Here is an 18,676-nt window from a genome sequence, read left to right as displayed (position 1 = left end):
AGGCATCCGGCCGCCTGCGGCGAAGGGTGCTGACCACCGAGGAACAGCAGGTGGGCAACCGCAGCAGAACTGCGGACAACCACAGGGCGTGGGCCGGTCCACGCTGGCAGGCTCGACCCTCGTGAAACCGCCATCACCGCCGGCTGACCCCGCCGGGCGGACGGAGACCCGGCTGGCGAGGACGATGTTCCTGCTGGTCGCCGTGTACCTGTTGGACGACGCCATGCTGCACCCGGAACCGGGCACGACGGCCGCGGACCACATCCTCAGCGGCGCCCTGCCGGTGTCGGCGCTGCTGTGGGCCGCCGCCCGTCATCCGGTGTGGCGGGCACCCACGCGGGCGGCCGTCAGCACCGCCGTCGGGCTGCTCGCCCTCGGCGTCGGCCTCGCCGTGCCGGTGGCCCACGCCAGGTCGGCGGGCCCCTCCGGCGACGACTACACCGGCATCGCGGCCACGGTCGCCGGTGCCGCGCTGGTCGCCGTCGGGGTGCGAGGCGCGTGGCGGGTACGCCGCACCGGCGGCTCGACCCGGTCCCGTGTCGTACGCCGGTTCCTGGTGGGCGCGGTGGCGGCGTTCGTCGCGGTGCAGGTGGTCCTGCCGCTCGGTGTCGCCTTCGTCGCCACCCATGCGCCACGCGGCGCGTCGCCGTCGTTCGCCCCGGGCCTGCCGTGGCAGGCGGTGCGGCTGCCGACGGCGGACGGGCTGTCGCTCGCCGCCTGGTACGCGCCCGGCCACAACGGCGCCGCGGTGGTGGTCGTACCCGGTGACGGGGGGCTGCGGCACGCCCGGATGCTCCGCCGGCACGGGTACGGGGTGTTGCTGGTGAGCCCGCGAGGCCAGGGCGCCAGCGAGGGAGACGTCAACCTGTTCGGGTGGCGGGGGGAGACCGACGTGCGCGCAGCGCTGGCCTTCCTGGCCCGGCGCCCCGACGTCGATCCGCGACGCGTGGGCGGGCTGGGCCTGTCGGTCGGCGGCGAGATCCTCCTCCAGACGGCCGCTCGGGGAACCGGCCTGCGCGCCGTGGTCGCCGAGGGCGCCGGGACGCGATGGGCGGCGGAGGATCTCGCCAACCCGGACCTGGAGAACGTGGTCCTGGCGCCGATGTCGGTGACGATCACGCTCGGCGTCGCGGTCTTCTCCGGTGGCCTACCGCCCGCGACGCTACCGAGCCTGCTGCCGCGGCTCGGCGACGCGCGAGCCCTGCTGATCTGGAGCCGCCGCGGTCAGGGTGGGGAGCACCTCAACCCCCGCTACCACCGGGCCACCGGGGGCGCCAGCGACATCTGGGAGATCCCGGAGGCCGGCCACATCGGCGGGTTGGCCGCACGCCCGCAGGAGTACGAGCGCCGTGTCGTCGGATTCTTCGACGCCAGCCTCGCGCCGAACCCGGCCGGGCGGTAGTCAGACCCCGCACCCGGCCCCACCCCTCCACCAGGACACGAGACGACGAGAAGAGACGACGCGATGAGCAACCTGTCCTCGCCGGCGGACGCCCCGGCACGGCCCCGCATCCCACGCCGCACGACGCGGCTCGCCCTGCTGCTCGGTCCGCCGGCCTTCCTCGCGCTGGCCGGCCTGCTGCACCCCCATCACCTGATGCCCGACACGGCGCACCGATGGACGGCCATGCACCTCGTCCTGCTCCCCGTGTTCCCGCTGCTGGCGGCCGGTCTCCTCACCCTGCTACGGTCTGCGACCGGACGGGCGGTGACGGTGGCCCGGGTCGGCTGCTACGTCTACGCCATCTTCTACACGGGGCTCGACGCCATCGCGGGGATCGCCGCCGGCCGGCTGATGATCGGCGCGGAGGGCGTGATCGACGTTCAGGGACAGATCGACGAGCTGAGTGAGATCGGTGGTGCGGTGGGGCTGATCGGCGGGCTGGGCTTCCTGGTCGCCGCCGTGGGCGCCGCCGTCGCCCTCATCTCCCGGTACGGGCGCCCAGCGGTGCCGGGCGTCGTGCTGCTGCTCGTCGCGTCGGTGTCCTGGCTCGGCAGTCACATCTACTGGCCCGAGGGGGTGCTGACGGTGGTCGCGATCGGCACGGGCTTCGCCCTGCTCGAATTCCGCGCGGTGCGGCCGGCGGAGGCACGCGGTGTCGTCGATGCGTCGCTCGCCTGACCTGCCGACACGAGACGGCCCGGCCGCCGGCGGTGTCCACGGGCGGGGTGTCCCGGCGTCGGCCGACCGGTCGTCGGCGCCGGTCCCGCCGGACGTGGCCCGGCGACCACCTGCGCGGCCACCGGTTCCGGCCACGGCCGGCGACCCCGCGCCGCCCGAGGCGCCGGCGAAGCGGCCACCGGTTCCGGCCACGGCCGGCGACCCCGCGCCGCCCGAGGCGTCGGCGAAGCGGCCACCGGTTCCGGCCGCGGCCGGCGACCCCACGCCGCCCGCGGCGCCGGCGAAGCGGCCACCGGTTCCGGCCGCGGCCGGCGACCCCATGCCGCCCGCGGCGTCGACGGCGCCGGCGAGGAGGTGGGCTCGCCCGCTCGCCGCGGCGCTCGCACTGGTGGCGGGCGCGGGCACGCTGACCGGCAGCGTGCTCGAAACGGGCGTACCCGTCCCGCCGGCGCAGTGGCTCTTCGTGCTGACCGCGATGCCGCTGCCCGCCCTCGGCTGGCTCATCGCCAGTCGCCGCCCGGGCAACCCGTACGGCTGGCTGATGCTCGCCTCGGCGACGTGCCTCGGCATCGGTGGCCTCGCGGTGGGCTACCTGTTGTACGCGGCCCGGACCGGGTCGGACGCCGAGGGGCTCGGCCTCGCGGTCGTGGGAGCCTCGCTGTTCGGCGTGCACTACGGCCTGATCTGGATCTTCATTCCACTGCTCTTCCCGGACGGCCGGCTACCGTCCCGCCGGTGGCGCCCGCTCGCCTGGGCGGGCGGCGCCTGCATCGCCGTGCACGCCGTCGCCGTCGTCCTCGTCCCGGGCCACCTCGACGAGGACGTGCCGTTGCCGAATCCGCTCGGGCTCCCCGGCGCCGCCGGCCACGCGGCGTTGCTCGCGGCCTCGGCGACCACGCTCCTGACGCCCGTGATCGCGGCGGGCGCGCTGGGCGGGCTGCTCGTCCGCTGGCGCCGGGCGACACCGGCGGAGCGGCGTCAGCTGCGCTGGATGGCGGCCGGCGTGCTGGTGAACCTGTCCGGCTTCGTACTCATCCTCGCCATCGACGGCGCGTACCTGCCGGCGTATCTCGGCTGGCTCGCCGTGCTGTCCGTCCTCGGCGCCGTGCCAGCCGCCGTCGGGGTGGCGCTGGTGCGGTACCGCCTTTTCGACATCCGCGTCGTCGTCCAGAAGTCCCTGGCGTACGGCCTGCTGTGGTCCGCGATAGCACTCGTCTACGCGGGGGTGGCGATGGCTCTCGGGGTCGCCGCCGGCGAACGGCTGCCGGTGACGGTGGCGGTGGCTCTCGCCGTCGGCGTCACGCTCGTCTTCCAACCGGTGCGCAACCGGCTGGAGACGCTGGCCGAGCGGCTCGTCTTCGGGGTCCGCCCCACGGCCGCCGAACTGCTCGCGCAGACCAGCACGACGCTCAACTCGATGACCGAGTCGAGCAGCCAACTGCAGCACCTGGTGCACGTCGCCCAGTCCGCGCTCGCGACGACCTGGGTCGCCGTCGAACTGGACGACGGCACGCGGGCGGCAGCCGGTGCGGTGACCGGTCCCCCGGCCCTGACCGTCCCGATCACCAGCGACGGGAGGGTCACCGGCCACCTCTCGTGCGGCCCGAAGGTCGAGGGCAGGATCGCCGAACGGGACCGCGGTCTGCTGCTGGCCCTGGGCGCCCAGGCGGGCCTCGCGCTGCGCAGCGCGCGCCTGGCGGCGCGGCTGGTGCACGCCCAGGAGACCGAACGCCGACGCATCGAGCGCAACATCCACGACGGCGTCCAGCAACAGCTCGTCGCGCTGATCGCCGGGCTCGAACTGGCGCGCGCCGCCGGGCCCCGCCCGGAGGCCATGGTGCGCCTCCGGGAGCAGGCGCGCGCCACGCTCGAAGACCTGCGGGAGTTGGCCGCGGGGATCCACCCGACCGCGCTGGCCCAGGGTGGGCTGGTCGAGGCGGTGGAGGAGCTGTGCGGCCGCCTGCCGCTCGACGTCACGGTCACCGTCACGGTCGACGACGCGCTGCGCGGGCGGCGGTTCTCCGACGACGTCGAGGGCGCGGCATACTTCACGATCGGTGAGGCCCTCGCCAACGCGTTGAAGCACGCCGCGGCCTCCCGGGTCGAGGTACGCCTGGCGCAGCGCCCCGACCGGCTGCTGCTGGAGGTGTCCGACGACGGCAGGGGCTTCGACCCTCTCGCCGTACCGCAGCGCGGGCTCGGACCGCTCGCGGACCGGCTCACGGCGCTCGGAGGGCACCTGACGGTGACAAGTACGCCCGGGGAGGGAACGCACGTGAATGCCTGGATACCGGGCGATGCGTGAGATGGTGCGCGCCGTCCTCGCCGACGACCACTACCTCGTCCGCGAAGGCGTGCGGCAGCTGCTCGAAACCACCGGCGACGTCAGCGTCGTCGCCGCCGTCGGCACCGCCGACGAACTCCTGGACGCGGTACGCCGGTTCGAGCCCGACGTGATCGTCACCGACATCCGCATGCCCGGCGCCGGCCTCCGCGCCGGGCTGGAGGGCATCGACGCGGCGCACCGCGTACGAGCCGAGCACTCCCGGACCGGGGTCGTCGTGCTGTCCCAGTACCGGGACGCGCTGTTCGCCTTCGAACTGTTCCGGCACGGTACCGAAGGGCTCGCCTACCTGTTGAAGGACCGAATCGGGAACCTGGAGGACCTGGTGGCCGCGATCAGGGCGGTCATCGCCGGCGGCTCCGTGGTCGACCCCAAGGTGGTCGACGGTCTGATCGCTCGCCGGGTCAGTCGCCGCCGCGCGGAACCGGCCGGGCTCACCCCCCGCGAACGGGAGGTGCTCGGGGAGATGGCGTTGGGCAAGTCCAACGTGGGCATCGCCCGCTCGCTGCACCTGTCGGTGTCGGCCGTGGAGAAGAACGTCAACGCGATCTTCCACAAGCTGGGTCTGGACAACACCCCGGACACGCATCGACGGGTGGCGGCGGTGGTGAAGTACCTCGGCGCGGATCTCCAGGGCTAGTGCCGCGACCACGAACGTTCGCCGCGAACGGCAACGGCACCGGGGCCACCCCGCCACTCGCGCAGGCTGACCCCGGCACCGCCGACGATCGTGGTCGGAGCACTAGCTGATCTTCTTGCGGTAGATCGCTGTCGCGGCGGCGTAGGCGGCGACGAGCAGGCCGGCGCACCAGGCGAGGGCGATCCAGATGTCGTTGCCGACGGGTTGCTGCGCGAACAGCGCGCGGAGGGTGTTCACGATGGACGTTACCGGCTGGTTGTCGGCGAACCACGCGACCGGGCCGGGCATCGAGTCGGTGGGGACGAACGCCGAGCTGATGAAGGGCAGGAAGATCAGCGGGTAGCTGAAGGCGCTCGCGCCGTCGACGGTCTTGGCGGAGAGGCCCGCTATCACGGCGACCCAGGTGAGGGCGAGGGTGAACAGGATCAGGATGCCGGCGACGGCGAGCCAGTCGACTACGGATGCGCCGGTGCGGAACCCCATGACCAGCGCGACGCCGGTGACGATCACGAGCGACGCCAGGTTGGCGACGAGTGAGGTCAGGACATGCGCCCAGAGCACGGAGGGTCGTGGGATCGGCATCGACTGGAAGCGTTCGAAGATGCCGCCCTGCATGTCGAGGAACAGGCGGTACGCCGTGTAGGCGATGCCGGAGGCGATGGTGATGAGCAGGATGCCCGGGAGCATGTAGTTGATGTACGACTCGTCGGATCCGGTGTTGATGGCTCCGCCCAGCACGTACACGAAGAGCAGCATCAGCGCGACCGGGGTGACCGCTGTGGTGATGATGGTGTCCGGGCTGCGGAGGATGTGACGCAGGGAGCGGCCGGTGAGGGTTCCGGTGTCGCTGAGGACGTGGGCGGTCATCGGGATTCCTCTCCTGCGGACACGGCTGCCTTGTCGGCGGTGTCACTGGTGTCGCCGACGAGGGCGAGGAAGACGTCCTCGAGGGTCGGCTGCTTCTCGACGTACTCGACCTTGGCGGACGGGAGGAGCTGCTTCAGCTCGGCGAGAGTGCCGTTCTGGATGATCGTGCCCTTGTGCAGGATCGCGATCCGGTCGGCGAGTTGCTCGGCCTCGTCGAGGTACTGCGTGGTCAGCAGGATGGTCGTGCCATCCTTGGCGAGCTGCTTCACCGTCTGCCAGACCTCGATGCGGGCCTGCGGGTCGAGGCCGGTGGTCGGCTCGTCGAGGAATACGACCGGCGGGTTGCCGACAAGGCTCATCGCGATGTCCAGCCGCCGGCGCATGCCGCCCGAGTACGTCGCCGCCCGGCGATTGCCGGCATCGGTGAGCGAGAAACGGGCGAGCATGTCGTCGGCGATCGCACCCGGGTTCTTCAGGTGGCGGAGCTTCGCGACCAGGACCAGATTCTCCCGGCCGGTGAGCACTCCGTCGACTGCGGCGAACTGCCCGGTCAGGCTGATCGACTTGCGTACCTCGCCCGGGGCCGAGGAGACGTCGAAGCCGTGGACGGTCGCGGTGCCGGTGTTCGCCTTCAGCAACGTCGACAGGATCCGCACCAGCGTGGTCTTTCCGGCGCCGTTCGAGCCGAGCAGAGCGAAGATGCTCCCGGCTGCCACGTCGAAGTCGACGCCCCGCAGCACGTGCAGGTCCTTGTAGGACTTCGTGATGGCCCGCACCCTGATCGCGGGTTCGCGCGTCCCGGTGGTCATGCGCTCGTCTCCTCGCCGTCGTCGCCGGCGGCGGCGTCGATCGCCTTCCGGAGGCGCTCGCGTTCCTTGTCTATCCACTGCTTGCCGGAGTACGCCAGCAGAAACGTCTCGGCGAACTCGACCGGGTCGCCGCCCACGATCGCGCGGACCGGCGTTCCATCGGCGACCGCACGCTCCCAGAGGTCGACGAAGTCGCCGAGCATCGTGATGAGCGTGTCGCCGTCGAGGATCCCTCCCTGGTACATGAAGTACCGCTGAAGAGCCTTGGCCGCGCTGCGGTGGGGCTCCGGCAGGGCCTCCATGCGGGCCATGTGGTGCTTGTACTGCTTCTTCTGCTCAAACGACCCGACGAGCATCTCGATCCACTTCGCGGCCACCCTCATGCTCCTTCGTCCTGGTTGTCGTTGTGGTGAAGTTGCTCGATGCGTTCCGCGAGGACGCTCCACGTCCTCCAGAACTCGGCGAGTTGGTCTCGCCCCTTCGCGTTGAGCGAATACACCTTCCGCGGGGGCCCCTTCTCGGAGGGAACCTTCTCCACGTCCACGAACCCGCGTTGCTCGACGCGGACGAGCAGCGCGTAGATGGTGCCTTCCGCGATGTCCGAGAATCCGCGGTCGCGCAGCCACGCGGTGATCTCGTAGCCGTATGCGGATCTGCGGGCCAGAATCGCCAGGACGATGCCTTCGAGAGTCCCCTTCAGCATCTCCGTCATCTGGTTGCCCATGCCATCGCCCCCTCACTACTAAGCAACGCTGACTACCAGTAGACGGTAACACTAGGTACCGGTAGATAGCAACGCTGAATACCGAGGGATCTCAGAACGAATCACTCGGCGCCGGAGCCCACACCCTGCTGGTCCGGTCGGGCTACGACCGCGGGGTGGACGAGGTGATCAACAGCGCCGGAACGATCCGTCGGACGGTCCGGGCGCGTGAACCCTCATCCACGAGCTGTTCCTCGAGCCCGGCGGCCCAGGCCGGCGCACCATGCCGCCTGACTACACGGCGTTGGGGCTGGGCCGGGGAACCGCGCCCACCCCGCTGCGGGCCAGGTCCGCCGCGAACGGCGCTCGGCCCGGCCGCCTCACCCGCCCGCCTGGAGCGTCGGGGTGACCACCGACAACTCCAGGGCGGCGGGCATCGGCGCGACGCCCGGCCCGCCGGCGCGCACCCAGGCGGCGATGTCGTCGAGCACCGAGTCGTGCAGGACCAGGCCGAACCAGACCGGCCGCGCACCGGCACGCCGCGCCGCCGACGCGGGGTGGACGACGACCAGGTTGGACTGCGCGCAGAGGTCGAGGCACGCGCTGACCCGTACCCGGTGGGGCGCCGGCAGCGCGGCGCGCAGTCGCCGCAGTTGCGCGTCGTGGTCGACGGCGGGGTGCTTGCGAGCGCTGCCGCAGCAGCAGTCCCGGCACACGGTGACCAGGCAGCCCGGCGCGGCGGTCATGGCGGACTCCTTCGTTCCCGGTCGCGACGACGGCACGTGCTCGGTCACGACGCGGGCGGGTGGTAGGTGATGGTGGGCCGCCCGGTCGTCGGGTGCGTCGCGACGTCGGCGTGGACGTCGTACACGTCGGCGAGCAGCCGCGGGGTGAGGACCTCGGCGGGCGGGCCGGCGGCGACGACCCGCCCGGCGGCCAGGACGACCACCGTGTCGCAGAACATGGCGGCGAGGTTGAGGTCGTGCAGCGCGGCCAGCGTGGTGACCCCGGACCGGCGGACCAGGTGCAGCAGGTGCAACTGGTGACCGATGTCGAGGTGGTTGGTGGGCTCGTCGAGCAGCAGCAGGAGCGGTTGCTGGGCGAGCGCGCGAGCCAGTTGGACCCGCTGCCGTTCGCCGCCGGAGAGGGTGTGCCAGCGGCGGTCGGCGTACCCGTCGAGGTCCACCCGGGCCAGCGCGTCGGCGGCGGCGGCGCGGTCGGCGGCGCTGTCCGACCACCGCGAGCGGCGGTGCGGGGTGCGGCCGAGCAGCACCACCTCCCCGACGGTGAGGTCCACGTCGGTGTCGGCGTGCTGGGCGAGCAGCGCGGCGCGACGGGCCAGCGCGGAGCGGGGCAGGGTGGCGACGTCGTCGCCGCCGACGGTGACGCGGCCGCTGTCCGGCGCGACGAGCCGGGCGACGATCCGCAGCAGCGTGGTCTTGCCGCAGCCGTTGGGGCCGAGCAGCCCGACGAGGCTGCCCGTCGGCACCGCGCAGGTGACGTCGTCGAGGATCGGCCGGGCCGCGACGGTCCAGGACACTCCGGTGACGGTGAGCATCAGTCGCGTCCCTTCCGGCGGTGCAGCAGCCACACGAAGGCGGGCACCCCGAGCAGCGCGGTCAGCACGCCGACTGGCAGTTCCCGGGGCGCGAACAGGGTCCGCGCGGCGGTGTCCACCCAGACCAGGAAGATCGCGCCGGCGAGGACGACGGCGGGCAGCAGGCGCCGGTGGTCCGGGCCGGTGAGGAACCGGGCGGCGTGCGGCAGGATCAGCCCGACGAAACCCACCGCGCCGCTGACGGCGACCAGCACCGCGGTGAGCAGCGCGGCGCCGACCAGCAGCAGCCAGCGGACCCGGGTGACGGACACGCCGAGGGTCGACGCCGCGTCCTCGCCGAAGGCGAAGGCGTTGAGCGCGCGGGCGTGTGCCGCCACGAGGGTGAGCACGGCGACCAGGACCGGCCCGGCCCAGGCCAGGGCGGTCCAGTCGACGCGGGCCAGGGATCCGGAGAGCCAGAAGGTGATGCTCTGGGTGGCGTGCGGGTCCGCGACCCAGATGATGACGAACGACGTCGCCGCCCCGCACAGCTGCGCGACCGCGACCCCGGCCAGCACCACCCTGGCGGGTGCCAGCGCGGCCCGCCGGCCGGCCACCCCCGCCACGACGGCGAACGCGGCCAGCGCCCCGGCGAAGGCACCACCGGTGAGCGCGGCGACCCCACCGCCGACGCCGAGCACCAGCACCGCGACCGCGCCGAGCGACGCTCCGGAGGAAACCCCGAGCAGGTACGGGTCGGCCAACGGGTTACGGGTGACGGTCTGCATCACCGCCCCGGCGGCCGCCAGCCCGGCCCCGACGACGGCGGCGCCGAGCACCCGGGGCAGGCGCAGCCGCCAGACGACGTGTTCGCGCAGCAGCGGCACGTCGACGTCGGCCAGGCCCAGGCGGTCGGCCACGACCGCCCAGACCGTCGAGACAGGAATGTCGGCCGGCCCGACGGTGACGGCCGTGCCGATCGACACGACCAGGCCCACCAACAGCGTGACCAGCAGCGCGACCGTCCCGGCCGGGCGGGCACGCCGGGAGACGACGGCGCCGGCGGCAGCCGCGGCGGTGCGGCGGGCCACGGCGGTCAGCGGCCCGCGCCGGCGGGGAGCCGCGCCACTCCCGCGGCGAGCGCCTCGATGCCCAGCACCGCCCGCACCCCGGCGGTGGTGGACGAGAACGGGACGACGACGAACCGTTGCCCCGCCACCGCGGGCAGGTCCCGGAGAGTGGCGTGCCGGGCCAGGAACGCCTTCTTCGCGGCGGCCGGGTCCCAGGTGGCGTCGACCAGCACGATCGCGTCGGGGTTGCGGGCGATGACGCTCTCCCAGCTGGTGTCGGCCCAGGCACCGGTGAGGTCGCCGAACGCGTTGCCGACCCCGACCGCCGACATGATCATGTTGGGACCGCCGCAGCAGGCGCCCACGCTCGGCGCGTCGGTGCGGGCGTCCCACCAGAGGAGGGAGACGTCCCGCGCGCCGCCGAGGCTCGCGGCAGCGGCGGCGATCCGGGCCCGATGGTCGGCGACGAGCTTCTCGGCCCGCTCGGGGACCCCGAAGACGGCGGCGATGTCGCGGATCTCGGCGAACACGTCCTCGACCGTCAGTCTCCCCGGCCGGTGCTGCCCCGGACACCCGGCGGGTGAGAGGTAGGTGCCGATGCCGAGCGCCGCCAGCGCCGCACGGTCACCGACACCCTCGTCGCCGAAGGCGCTGTGGAACGACGCGTAGACGAAGTCCGGTGCCGCCTCCAGCAGGGTCTCCTTCCCCGGATACTCCTCGGACAGCACCGGCACCGAGGCGTACGCGGCGGCGTGCTCGGGCAGGATCGCGTCGTCGAGGTACGCCGTGCCGGCCAGGCGGTCGGCCAGCCCGAGCGCCAGCATGATCTCGGTGGCGGGCTGGTTCAGGGTCACCGCTCGCCGGGGTGGTCCGACGACGCCGAGCGGCGTACCGCAGTTGGTCAGGGTGACCGACGCGGCCGACGAGGGGGAGTTCGTGGCGGGGTCGTCCGCGGCGCAGCCGCCGATCAGGACGAGCAGGACGGACAGGGGCGCGGCAACGCGCCGGGACAGGGTGGACCGCAGAGCGCGCACGCGCATCGGGACCGCCTTCCAGCACCTCGTGGACGGGTCATCGCAGTGCCGTGGCCGGTCTCCTGGCTGACGGGAGGTGCGTCCGTGGCCGGCCTTCCCAGGCGTGCAACGCCCAGTGACCTCTGACGACGAGGGCCGCGGACTTCCCGATCACAGTGGCGAGGGCCGCACCGGTCTTCCACCGGCTTCCCGAAACACCACGGCAGCGTCACCCTAGCCCGCGCCCGGCCCGGACGTCACGGGTGACAGATGCCATAGGTGTGGGCCGCGCCAGCACTGTGGACGGTCGCGGCCACGCGGCGCCTGGTGGGTGCCGCCCGGCGCCGACGTGCGGTGGCGCGTCCGTGCGTCGAACTGGCCGGGCGGCGTGCGACGGAATGGCCGGAACGGCGGGCGGCGTTCAGGCTCCCGGCGGGGGCGGGAGGTCGACCACCCGGGTCGCCCAGCGGGCCATCAGGGCCGGGTCGTGCGTGATGAGCAGGACGCCGGCGCCGTGCTCTCGCTGGTAGTCGGTGATGACGGCGGCCAGGTGGGCCTGGGTGGAGGCGTCGAGCATGGCGGTGGCCTCGTCGCAGAGCAGGTAGGCCGGCCGGTGCACGAGCGCCCGGGCCAGGCAGGCCCGTTGCAACTGCCCGTCGCTGACCGCGTGCGGGCGGCGGGCGAGCAGGTCCGGGGTGAGGCCGACGAGATCCGCCAGCTCCACCGCCCGGGCCCGGGCCCGCTCCGCCGGTACGCCGGTGGCACGCAGCGGTTCCGCGACGACGTCGGCGAGGCTGAGTCGCGGGTCGGTGGCGGCGCGGGGGCTCTGGAACAGGATCGCGACCCGGGTGCGGACGGCGGCCGGCAGCCGGTGGCGGACGCCGGCGACCCGGTGGCCGTCGAGGGTGACGTGCCCGGCGTCGGGGGCGTGCAGCAGGGCGAGGACCCGAGCCAGGGTGGACTTGCCGCTGCCCGAGGGCCCGTGCAGCCCGACCGTCTCGCCGGGGGCGACGTGCAGGTCGACGCGGTCGAGGACGCGCTGCCGGCCGTACGCGACGGTGACCTGGTGGGCGGCGAGCCCCGTGCCGGTCGTGGCCGGTCCGGCGCTCCGGCCGCCGGTCGTGGCCGCGGTCATGCCGGCGCTCCGACGGGCAGCGGGTGGTGGCAGGCGACGTGGCCGGCGTCGTCCGACCCCGGGGCGGGCGGTGTGCCGCAGGCGTCGGTGGCCCGGTCGCAGCGTGGGGCGAAGGCGCAGCCGGCGGCCAGGTCGGTGAGCATGGGCGGGTGGCCGGGCACGGGGCGGAACGCCCGCTCGGGCAGGGCGTCGAGCAGGCCCGCGGTGTAGGGGTGCGCGGGCGTATCGAACAGCGCCCCGGTGGGTCGCCGCTCGACGATCCGGCTGGCGTACATCACGGCGACGGTGTCGGCGACCCGGCGGGCGGCGGCCAGGTCGTGGGTGATGAGCAGGACGGCGGCGCCGGCGTCGCAGCGGCGGCGCAGCAGGTCGAGGGTGTGGTCGACCAGGGGCCGGTCGAGACCGGTGGTGGGTTCGTCGGCGAGCAGCAGCGGCGGGTCGGGGGCGAGGGCGAGGGCGGTGGCCAGGCGCTGCGCCATGCCGCCGGACAGCTCGTGGGAGTAGCGGTCGAGGTCGGCGGGGTCGAGGCCGACGTCGGCGGCGAGCCGGTCGGCGACCGCGGGCGCGTCGCGCCGGGCGTGCCCGTGGGCGCGCAGGGTCTCCTCCAGCAGCCGCCGGCCGGTGCGTACGGGAGTCAGCGCGGTGGCGGGGCTCTGCGGCACCAGCCCGACGGCGCGGCCGCGTACGGCGCGGGCGAGGTGGCGCTCGGTGCAGCCGATCAGGTCGACCTGCTCCCCGCCGGGCGGGCGCAGCCGGGCGTGGCCCGTGACGGTGGCGTTGCCGGGGAGCAGGCCGAGCAGGGCGTGGGCGAGCACCGACTTGCCGCAGCCGGACTCCCCCACCACCGCCAGGAGTTCGCCGGGGTGGACGGTCAGGCGCAGGTCGGTGACGGCCTGCACCACGGCGTCGCGGAGGTGGAAGCGGACGGTCAGCCCGTCGACGTCCAGCAGGGCCGGGCGCGGGCCGGACGTGGCGCCGGCGGTCGCGGCGGCGAGGTGCTCGCGGGTGGTGGTCACAGGTTCAGCTCCGCTCGTACGCGCGGGTCGAGGCGGTCGCGCCACCGGCCGGTGAGGGTGGCCAGGGCGAGCGTGACGACGACGAGCAGCAGGCCGGGCACGAGGCTGGCCCACCAGGCGCCGGTGAGCAGGGACCGCTGCCCGTCGCTGATCATGTTGCCGATCGAGGCCAGGTGCGGGGGCAGGCCGAGGCCGAGGAAGGACAGGGCGGTCTCGTGCCAGACGGCGTGCGGCACCATCAGCGTGGTCGCCAGGGCCAGCCGGGGCAGCACGTGCGGGAGCAGGTGCCGCGTGATCACCCGGGCGCGGCCGGCGCCGCCGGAGATCGCGGCGTCGACGAACGGCCGGGTGCGGAGGCTGAGCAGCTCCGACCTGACGATGCGGGCGGTGGAGAGCCAGTGCGTCAGCCCGATCGACAGGATCACCGCGCCCAGGCTCGGGCGCAGCATCGCGACGATGAAGATGCCCAGCAGCAGGTGCGGCAGCGCCGCGATCGTGTCGACCACCCGCATCAGCGCCCGGTCGACCCGGCCGCCGAGGGTGCCGGCCACCGCCCCGACGAGGCCGCCGATCACGGTGGCCACCAGCGCGGCGACCGCGCCGACGAGCAGGGAGACCCGCAGGCCGTAGAGGCTGCGGTGGGCCACGTCGCGGCCCAGGTCGTCGGTGCCGGCGGGGTGCGCGGGCGACGGGGCGAGCCGGGTACGGGCCAGGTCGACCGCGCTCTCGTCGAGCGGCCAGAGGGCGGGGGCGAGCAGGCAGGCGGCGACCGCGCCGACGAGCACGGCGGACGCGACGGCGACACCGGCCCGGCCGGTACGCCGCCTCGGCCGCCGGACGCGGGCGGGCAGGGCGAGGTCAGTCATCGAGGCGTACCCGGGGATCGGCGGCGGCGTAGGCGAGGTCGGTGGCCAGGTTCGCGGCCAGCACCACGACGGTGGTGGCCAGGGTGGTCGCGGCCAGCAGCGGGAAGTCGCTGCCCAACGCGGCCTGCACCGTCACCGCGCCGAGGCCGGGCAGGGAGAACACGGTCTCCACCAGGACGGCGCCCCCGATCAGCTCCGGCAGGTGGGTGCCGACGAGGGTGAGGAACGGCAGCAGCGCGGTACGCAGGGCGTGGCCGAACAGGACGGTCCGGCCGGGCAGGCCCCGGGCCCGGGCGGCGAGGACGTGGTCGTCGCGGAGGCTCTCGGCGACGGCGTCGCGGATGAACAGGACGAACCACGGCGCCTGGGCGACCGCCAGCACCGCCACCGGCAGGACGAGGTGCCGGGCCACGTCGGCCGGGTCGGTGGTGGTGGCGGTGACTTCGGTCAGCCCGCCGGCCGGCAGCCAGCCCAGGGTCAGGGCGAACAGGGCGATCGCGGCCAGCCCCAGCCAGAACACCGGCATCGACTGCACCGCGTACGCGCCGGCGCGCAGCGCCCGGTCGAACCAGCCGCCACGCCGGTACGCGGCCAGGGTGCCCAGCAGCAGGCTCGCCACGAGGACGAGGGCGAGGGCGGCGCCGACGAGCAGCAGGGTCCAGCCGGCGCGGGCGGCCAGCACGGAGGTGACCGGCTCGTGCCGGCTGGTCGACCAGCCCAGGTCGCCGCGGAGCAGGTTGCCCACCCAGCGCAGGTACTGCACCGGCAGCGGGTCGTCGACCCCCCAGTTGGCGCGGATCTGCGCCAGGTTCTCCTCGCTGGTGGTAAAGGCCGCCGCGCCCGCGTACTGGTGGGCGGGGTCGATCGGCGAGGCCGCGCCGAGGGCGAACATGCCGACGCTGGTGGCGGCGAGGATGGGCACGGCCACCAGCAGCCGGCGGCGGACCACCGTCCCGGCCCCCGCCAGCCGTCGGCGGCGGCCGGCGGGCGCGGTCACTGCCTGGTCCAGGTGTGGATGTTCCACCAGAGGCTGTTGGCCACGTCGTGCTCGTGCGGCTCCACCCGCGGGGTCACGCCGGCGACGCCGTCCCGCACGACGTACGTGTGCTGGAGGTAGGTGAGGAACACCCACGGCAGGTCGGCGGCCAACTGCTTCTGGAAGGTGGCGTAGGCGGCCCTGCGGGCGGCCGGGTCGGCCTTGTCACGACCGTCCTGCAACGCCTTGTCCACGACGGCGGAGCGGTAGCTGCCGGGGTTGAAGAAGCCCTGGCCGGCGAAGGCGGAGCCGAAGAGCTTGTAGGAGACGAAGTCCGGGTCGTACGGCGTGCCGTAGCCCATGACCACGGCGTCGCTCTTCATCCGGGGGGTGATCGCGTCCCAGGTCAGCCCCTCCGGGGTGACCTTGATGCCGACCTTCTTCGCGTCGGCGGTCACCGCGAGGGCGAGTTCCTTGCGCAGGCTGTCGGTGGCCGGGTACATCAGCGCGAACGCGGCCGGCCGGCCGTCCTTCGCGCGGATGCCGTCGGGGCCGGGCTTCCAGCCGGCGGCGTCGAGGGCGGCGGTCGCGGCGGCCTGGTCGGCGGTGGGCTTGCCGGCGATCGACGGCTCGGCGAACTCCGACGACGGCGGGACCGGCCCGAACGCCGGCTCGCCGGCGCCGCCGAGCAGGCCGGTGACCATCGCGGCCCGGTCCACCGCGGCGTTGAGCGCCCGCCGCACCGCCGGGTCGCCGGTGACCGGGTTGCCCATCGGCAGCATCACGCCCCGGTAGTCGGCGGTGGGCACCCGCTGCACGCGGTAGCCGGCCAGCCCGTCGAAGCCGGCGGCGAGCTTGGGCGCCAACTCCGCCGCGTCGAACTCCCCCGCCCGCATCCGCTGCGCGCGCACGTTGTCGTCGGCGACGAACGCCACCACCACGCCGGAGTTGGCGGGCCGGCCACCCCAGTACTTCTCGTTGGCCGCGAGCACGAGCCGGTCACCCGGGGTCCACGACGTCACCCGGTACGGGCCGGTGCCCACCGGCCTGCGGTTGAACTCGGCCTTGTTGACGTCCTGGCCGGCCAGGGCCTTCGCCGGCACGATGCCCAGCGTCAGCCGCTGGAGGAACGGCGCGTAGGCGTACCTCAGGGTGAACACCACCGTCGACGGGTCCGGCGCGGTGACCGAGGCGAGCATGTCCAGGTCGGAGCGGAGCGTCGAGTCGACCTTCGGGTCCAGCACCGCCTGGTAGGTGAAGACCACGTCCTGGGCGCTCAGCGGGCTGCCGTCGTGGAAGAGCACCCCGTCGCGCAGCTTCACGGTGACGGTCCTCCCGTCCGCCGACACGGCCGGCAGCTCCCGCGCCAGCGCCGGCACCAACTGGTTGCGCGCGTCGCGTCCGACCAGCCCGTCGAAGATCAGCGAGCCGCCGTCGACCCCGTAGTTGAGCACCGGGTTCAGCGTCTCCGGCTCCCCCGCCGTCGCCACCACGAGGGTGCCGGCGGCCCCCGTGCCCGCCGACGTGGTGGTCGGGGACGTGCAGCCGGCCACGGCCAGGACGGCGCCGACGGCCATCGCCGTCACACGCACGGACAGAGGCGTACCCATCACATGCTCCCGGGTCTGTTCGTCGCACGACCGCCCGGCGCCCGCCGGGCCGGGGGTCGTGAGGTGGGTCGGCCGGGACCGCAGCCGGTGGCGTGCGGCGTGGCCGGCGGCGGACGGGATCGGCTCCGCGTGGCGGGAACGGCTCCCGCCACGCGGTCATGATCTTCCGCCGCTGATGCCAGCATTGCGCAATTGCCAGACATATGCAAGAAGCGACCCGGGGCGGCCGGCGGCGACCCTCCCGCGTTCTTGTGGAGGGCCGCCGCCGGTCGTCCGCCGGGTCGCCGGGCGGGCGTCGCGGGCGGGTCAGCCGATGGGCAGCGCCGTCACCCAGTCCTGCCAGGCCCGCTCGGCCCGGGCCGGATCCTGGTCGGCGAAGACGTGGTGGCCGAGGACCAGCGCGTCGCCACGCTCGGCCCCCGAGTAGAGGAACCGGTAGAGCGCGTCGGAGGTGCGGACACCGACGTACGTCGGGAGGCCGGCGAGGTCGACGACACCCTCGATCGGCGGCAGGCCGTCGACGGCGAGCCGGACCTGCTGGCCCTCGGCGATTGGGCCGGCGATGCCGAGGGCTCCGGTCACCGCCGCCCACACCTTGTCGGGGCCGCCGACGCCGGGACGGAACGCCGAGACCGGGGTGGCGGTCCGGCCGGGGAAGTGCGCGAGGTAGGCGGCCAACGTCCCCAGGTACATGTCCCAGCCGACCTTCATCGCCTCGTACTCGGTCTCCCAGTTGTCCCCGAGGACGCCGCTCTGGACGAGCCGCAGCACAGTGCTGCCCTGGTCACGACCCTCGATGAGGTATTCCATGGCCATGAAGGTGCCGTCCGGCCCCGGCTCGGTGCGGTCCGCGAACCGCTTCCCGGGTTCCCACGCGGTGATCGTCGCCTCCTCGACGTGGCCCGCCATGGTCAGGCGGGTCCGCCCGCCCTCACCGGGCTCGACCTCGCTGCGGCCCATGAACCAGGAGTCGATGCCCGGGCCGGTGGCGATGGCCTCCCAGACCTGCTCGGGGGTGGCGGCCAGCTCGACGTCCTTGTGCAGCTCGAAGCGGTGTCCCATCTCAGCGTCCTTCGGTCGGAGTGTCGGTGTCGGGTGAGGTCGTCGGGGCGGGCTCGGCGCTGGGGTGCAGTGCGAGCACGACGCGGTGCTCGCGGCCGCCGGGGGTGTGCTCGTCGTGGTACTTCGCGACGAGGGCGGTGATGGTGGTGGCGAGTTCGTCGGCGAAGGCGGCGCGGTCGCGGGCGGTGGCGAAGCGGACGGTGGCGTCGACGGCGAAGGTGGCGAGGCGCTTGTTGGCGCGGTCGGCGCCGGTGATGAGGGAGCCGACGTCCTGGACGAGGCGGGCGGCGAGGGCGAGCAGCCACCGCGCGGAAAGCCGGTCGGGGGTGTGGGAGGGGTCGGGTCGCACGGCGGCGAGGGCGAGCGGTGAGATGACGTAGGAGGCGGCGGTGGCGCGCATGACGCGTTCGGTGACGTTGCCCTTGCGGCGTTCTTCGACCAGTTCGATGAGGCCGTGTTGTTCGAGTGCCCGCAGGTGGTAGTTGACCTTCTGTCGGGGCAGGCCGACGCGGGCGGCGAGCATGGTCGCCGAGGCGGGCTCGGCGAGGGCGGCGAGCAGCCGGGCCCGGGTGGGGTCCAGCGACGCCTCGGCGGCCGCCGGGTCCTCGATCACTGCGATGTCGAACATGACACGACTCTCCCACCGACAATTCTCTCTGTCAAGACAGGATTATTTGTCGGCACGGAGGTCGCGTCTCGGGAACTCTCGGCGCAAGGGAAGTCGCGTGCGGGAGCCCGCGGCCGGTCGGGCGGGCAGCCGCGCGTCAGGGACCGGTCGATGGGCAGAGGAGCCGCTCCACCAGGGGCAGCCGCAGGATGTCCAGGCAGAGGCCGGCCGTGGAGGGCTCGGGCTCCGGCGGCGCACTGGTCGGGGCCGGGGCGACCGGCGCGGGCGGGGCGGTGGTG

Annotated in this window: 19 protein-coding genes and 1 riboswitch; of the genes, 4 read left to right on the top strand and 15 right to left on the bottom strand. The window is 74.1% G+C overall.

The features are described from left to right. The first annotated feature begins 121 nt into the window (after positions 1–121). The 4 genes from ACSNOB_RS17765 (at position 122) to ACSNOB_RS17750 (ending at position 5,106) form a co-directional block, all read left to right on the top strand. Positions 122–1,402, top strand: coding sequence for an alpha/beta hydrolase (locus ACSNOB_RS17765; protein WP_436687670.1), 1,281 nt, complete (start codon positions 122–124; stop codon positions 1,400–1,402). A 63-nt stretch (positions 1,403–1,465) separates the two neighbouring features. Continuing rightward, positions 1,466–2,122 (top strand): hypothetical protein, encoded by a 657-nt coding sequence (locus tag ACSNOB_RS17760; protein WP_436687669.1) that lies wholly within the window; start codon positions 1,466–1,468, stop codon positions 2,120–2,122. Between the two features lie 319 nt (positions 2,123–2,441). Further along, positions 2,442–4,427 (top strand): GAF domain-containing sensor histidine kinase, encoded by a 1,986-nt coding sequence (locus tag ACSNOB_RS17755; RefSeq protein WP_436687668.1) that lies wholly within the window; start codon positions 2,442–2,444, stop codon positions 4,425–4,427. Further along, positions 4,420–5,106, top strand: a complete 687-nt coding sequence (locus tag ACSNOB_RS17750) for a response regulator (RefSeq protein WP_436687667.1) — start codon at positions 4,420–4,422, stop codon at positions 5,104–5,106. The genes ACSNOB_RS17755 and ACSNOB_RS17750 overlap by 8 nt, the downstream gene beginning before the upstream one ends. 102 nt (positions 5,107–5,208) lie before the next feature. Here ACSNOB_RS17750 and ACSNOB_RS17745 read toward each other — a convergent pair whose 3' ends face one another. The 15 genes from ACSNOB_RS17745 to ACSNOB_RS17675 all read right to left on the bottom strand — a co-directional run bounded on the left by ACSNOB_RS17745 (position 5,209) and on the right by ACSNOB_RS17675 (position 18,398). Then, positions 5,209–5,973: an ABC transporter permease gene (locus ACSNOB_RS17745; RefSeq protein ID WP_436687666.1), complete on the bottom strand. Its 765-nt coding sequence runs from the start codon at positions 5,971–5,973 to the stop codon at positions 5,209–5,211. Then, positions 5,970–6,782 (bottom strand): ABC transporter ATP-binding protein, encoded by an 813-nt coding sequence (locus tag ACSNOB_RS17740; RefSeq protein WP_436687665.1) that lies wholly within the window; start codon positions 6,780–6,782, stop codon positions 5,970–5,972. Before ACSNOB_RS17740 ends, ACSNOB_RS17745 begins: the two co-directional genes overlap by 4 nt. After that, complete coding sequence (locus ACSNOB_RS17735) at positions 6,779–7,165, bottom strand: DUF1048 domain-containing protein (protein WP_436687664.1); 387 nt, start codon at positions 7,163–7,165, stop codon at positions 6,779–6,781. The genes ACSNOB_RS17740 and ACSNOB_RS17735 overlap by 4 nt, the downstream gene beginning before the upstream one ends. After that, a complete protein-coding gene (locus tag ACSNOB_RS17730) occupies positions 7,162–7,506 on the bottom strand; it encodes a PadR family transcriptional regulator (RefSeq protein WP_436687663.1) in 345 nt (114 codons plus the stop codon). Before ACSNOB_RS17730 ends, ACSNOB_RS17735 begins: the two co-directional genes overlap by 4 nt. A 359-nt stretch (positions 7,507–7,865) precedes the next feature. Further along, positions 7,866–8,231, bottom strand: a complete 366-nt coding sequence (locus ACSNOB_RS17725) for a hypothetical protein (protein WP_436687662.1) — start codon at positions 8,229–8,231, stop codon at positions 7,866–7,868. Positions 8,232–8,275: 44 nt separating this feature from the next. Further along, positions 8,276–9,043 carry an ABC transporter ATP-binding protein gene (locus ACSNOB_RS17720; RefSeq protein WP_436687661.1) on the bottom strand — a complete coding sequence of 256 codons (768 nt, stop codon included), beginning with the start codon at positions 9,041–9,043 and terminating at the stop codon, positions 8,276–8,278. Then, positions 9,043–10,113, bottom strand: coding sequence for a FecCD family ABC transporter permease (locus tag ACSNOB_RS17715; RefSeq protein ID WP_436687660.1), 1,071 nt, complete (start codon positions 10,111–10,113; stop codon positions 9,043–9,045). Before ACSNOB_RS17715 ends, ACSNOB_RS17720 begins: the two co-directional genes overlap by 1 nt. Before the next feature lie 5 nt (positions 10,114–10,118). Continuing rightward, the gene (locus tag ACSNOB_RS17710) at positions 10,119–11,132 is read right to left on the bottom strand and encodes an ABC transporter substrate-binding protein (protein ID WP_436687659.1); all 1,014 of its coding nucleotides are present in this window, start codon (positions 11,130–11,132) and stop codon (positions 10,119–10,121) included. A 29-nt stretch (positions 11,133–11,161) separates the two neighbouring features. Further along, positions 11,162–11,343, bottom strand: a riboswitch (cobalamin riboswitch). A 183-nt stretch (positions 11,344–11,526) separates the two neighbouring features. Beyond that, positions 11,527–12,240, bottom strand: coding sequence for an ABC transporter ATP-binding protein (locus tag ACSNOB_RS17705; RefSeq protein WP_436687658.1), 714 nt, complete (start codon positions 12,238–12,240; stop codon positions 11,527–11,529). After that, on the bottom strand, positions 12,237–13,256 hold the full coding sequence (locus ACSNOB_RS17700) for an ABC transporter ATP-binding protein (protein WP_436687657.1): 1,020 nt from the start codon (positions 13,254–13,256) through the stop codon (positions 12,237–12,239). The genes ACSNOB_RS17705 and ACSNOB_RS17700 overlap by 4 nt, the downstream gene beginning before the upstream one ends. After that, positions 13,253–14,122: an ABC transporter permease gene (locus tag ACSNOB_RS17695; RefSeq protein WP_436687656.1), complete on the bottom strand. Its 870-nt coding sequence runs from the start codon at positions 14,120–14,122 to the stop codon at positions 13,253–13,255. The genes ACSNOB_RS17700 and ACSNOB_RS17695 overlap by 4 nt, the downstream gene beginning before the upstream one ends. Further along, entirely contained in the window at positions 14,115–15,146 is a 1,032-nt protein-coding gene (locus tag ACSNOB_RS17690) for an ABC transporter permease (protein WP_436687655.1), read from the bottom strand. The genes ACSNOB_RS17695 and ACSNOB_RS17690 overlap by 8 nt, the downstream gene beginning before the upstream one ends. Next, positions 15,116–16,690: an ABC transporter substrate-binding protein gene (locus ACSNOB_RS17685; protein ID WP_436687654.1), complete on the bottom strand. Its 1,575-nt coding sequence runs from the start codon at positions 16,688–16,690 to the stop codon at positions 15,116–15,118. The genes ACSNOB_RS17690 and ACSNOB_RS17685 overlap by 31 nt, the downstream gene beginning before the upstream one ends. A 324-nt stretch (positions 16,691–17,014) precedes the next feature. Beyond that, positions 17,015–17,770, bottom strand: a complete 756-nt coding sequence (locus ACSNOB_RS17680; RefSeq protein WP_436687653.1) for an SRPBCC family protein — start codon at positions 17,768–17,770, stop codon at positions 17,015–17,017. Between the two features lies 1 nt (position 17,771). Next, a complete protein-coding gene (locus ACSNOB_RS17675; RefSeq protein WP_436687652.1) occupies positions 17,772–18,398 on the bottom strand; it encodes an ArsR/SmtB family transcription factor in 627 nt (208 codons plus the stop codon). Positions 18,399–18,676: the final 278 nt, after the last annotated feature.

Origin of the sequence: Micromonospora sp. URMC 106 (genome assembly GCF_051386395.1) — a bacterium.
GTDB lineage: Bacteria > Actinomycetota > Actinomycetes > Mycobacteriales > Micromonosporaceae > Micromonospora.
The sequence above is the reverse complement of the archived record's forward strand: the minus strand, read 5'-3'. Positions and strand labels throughout refer to the sequence as shown.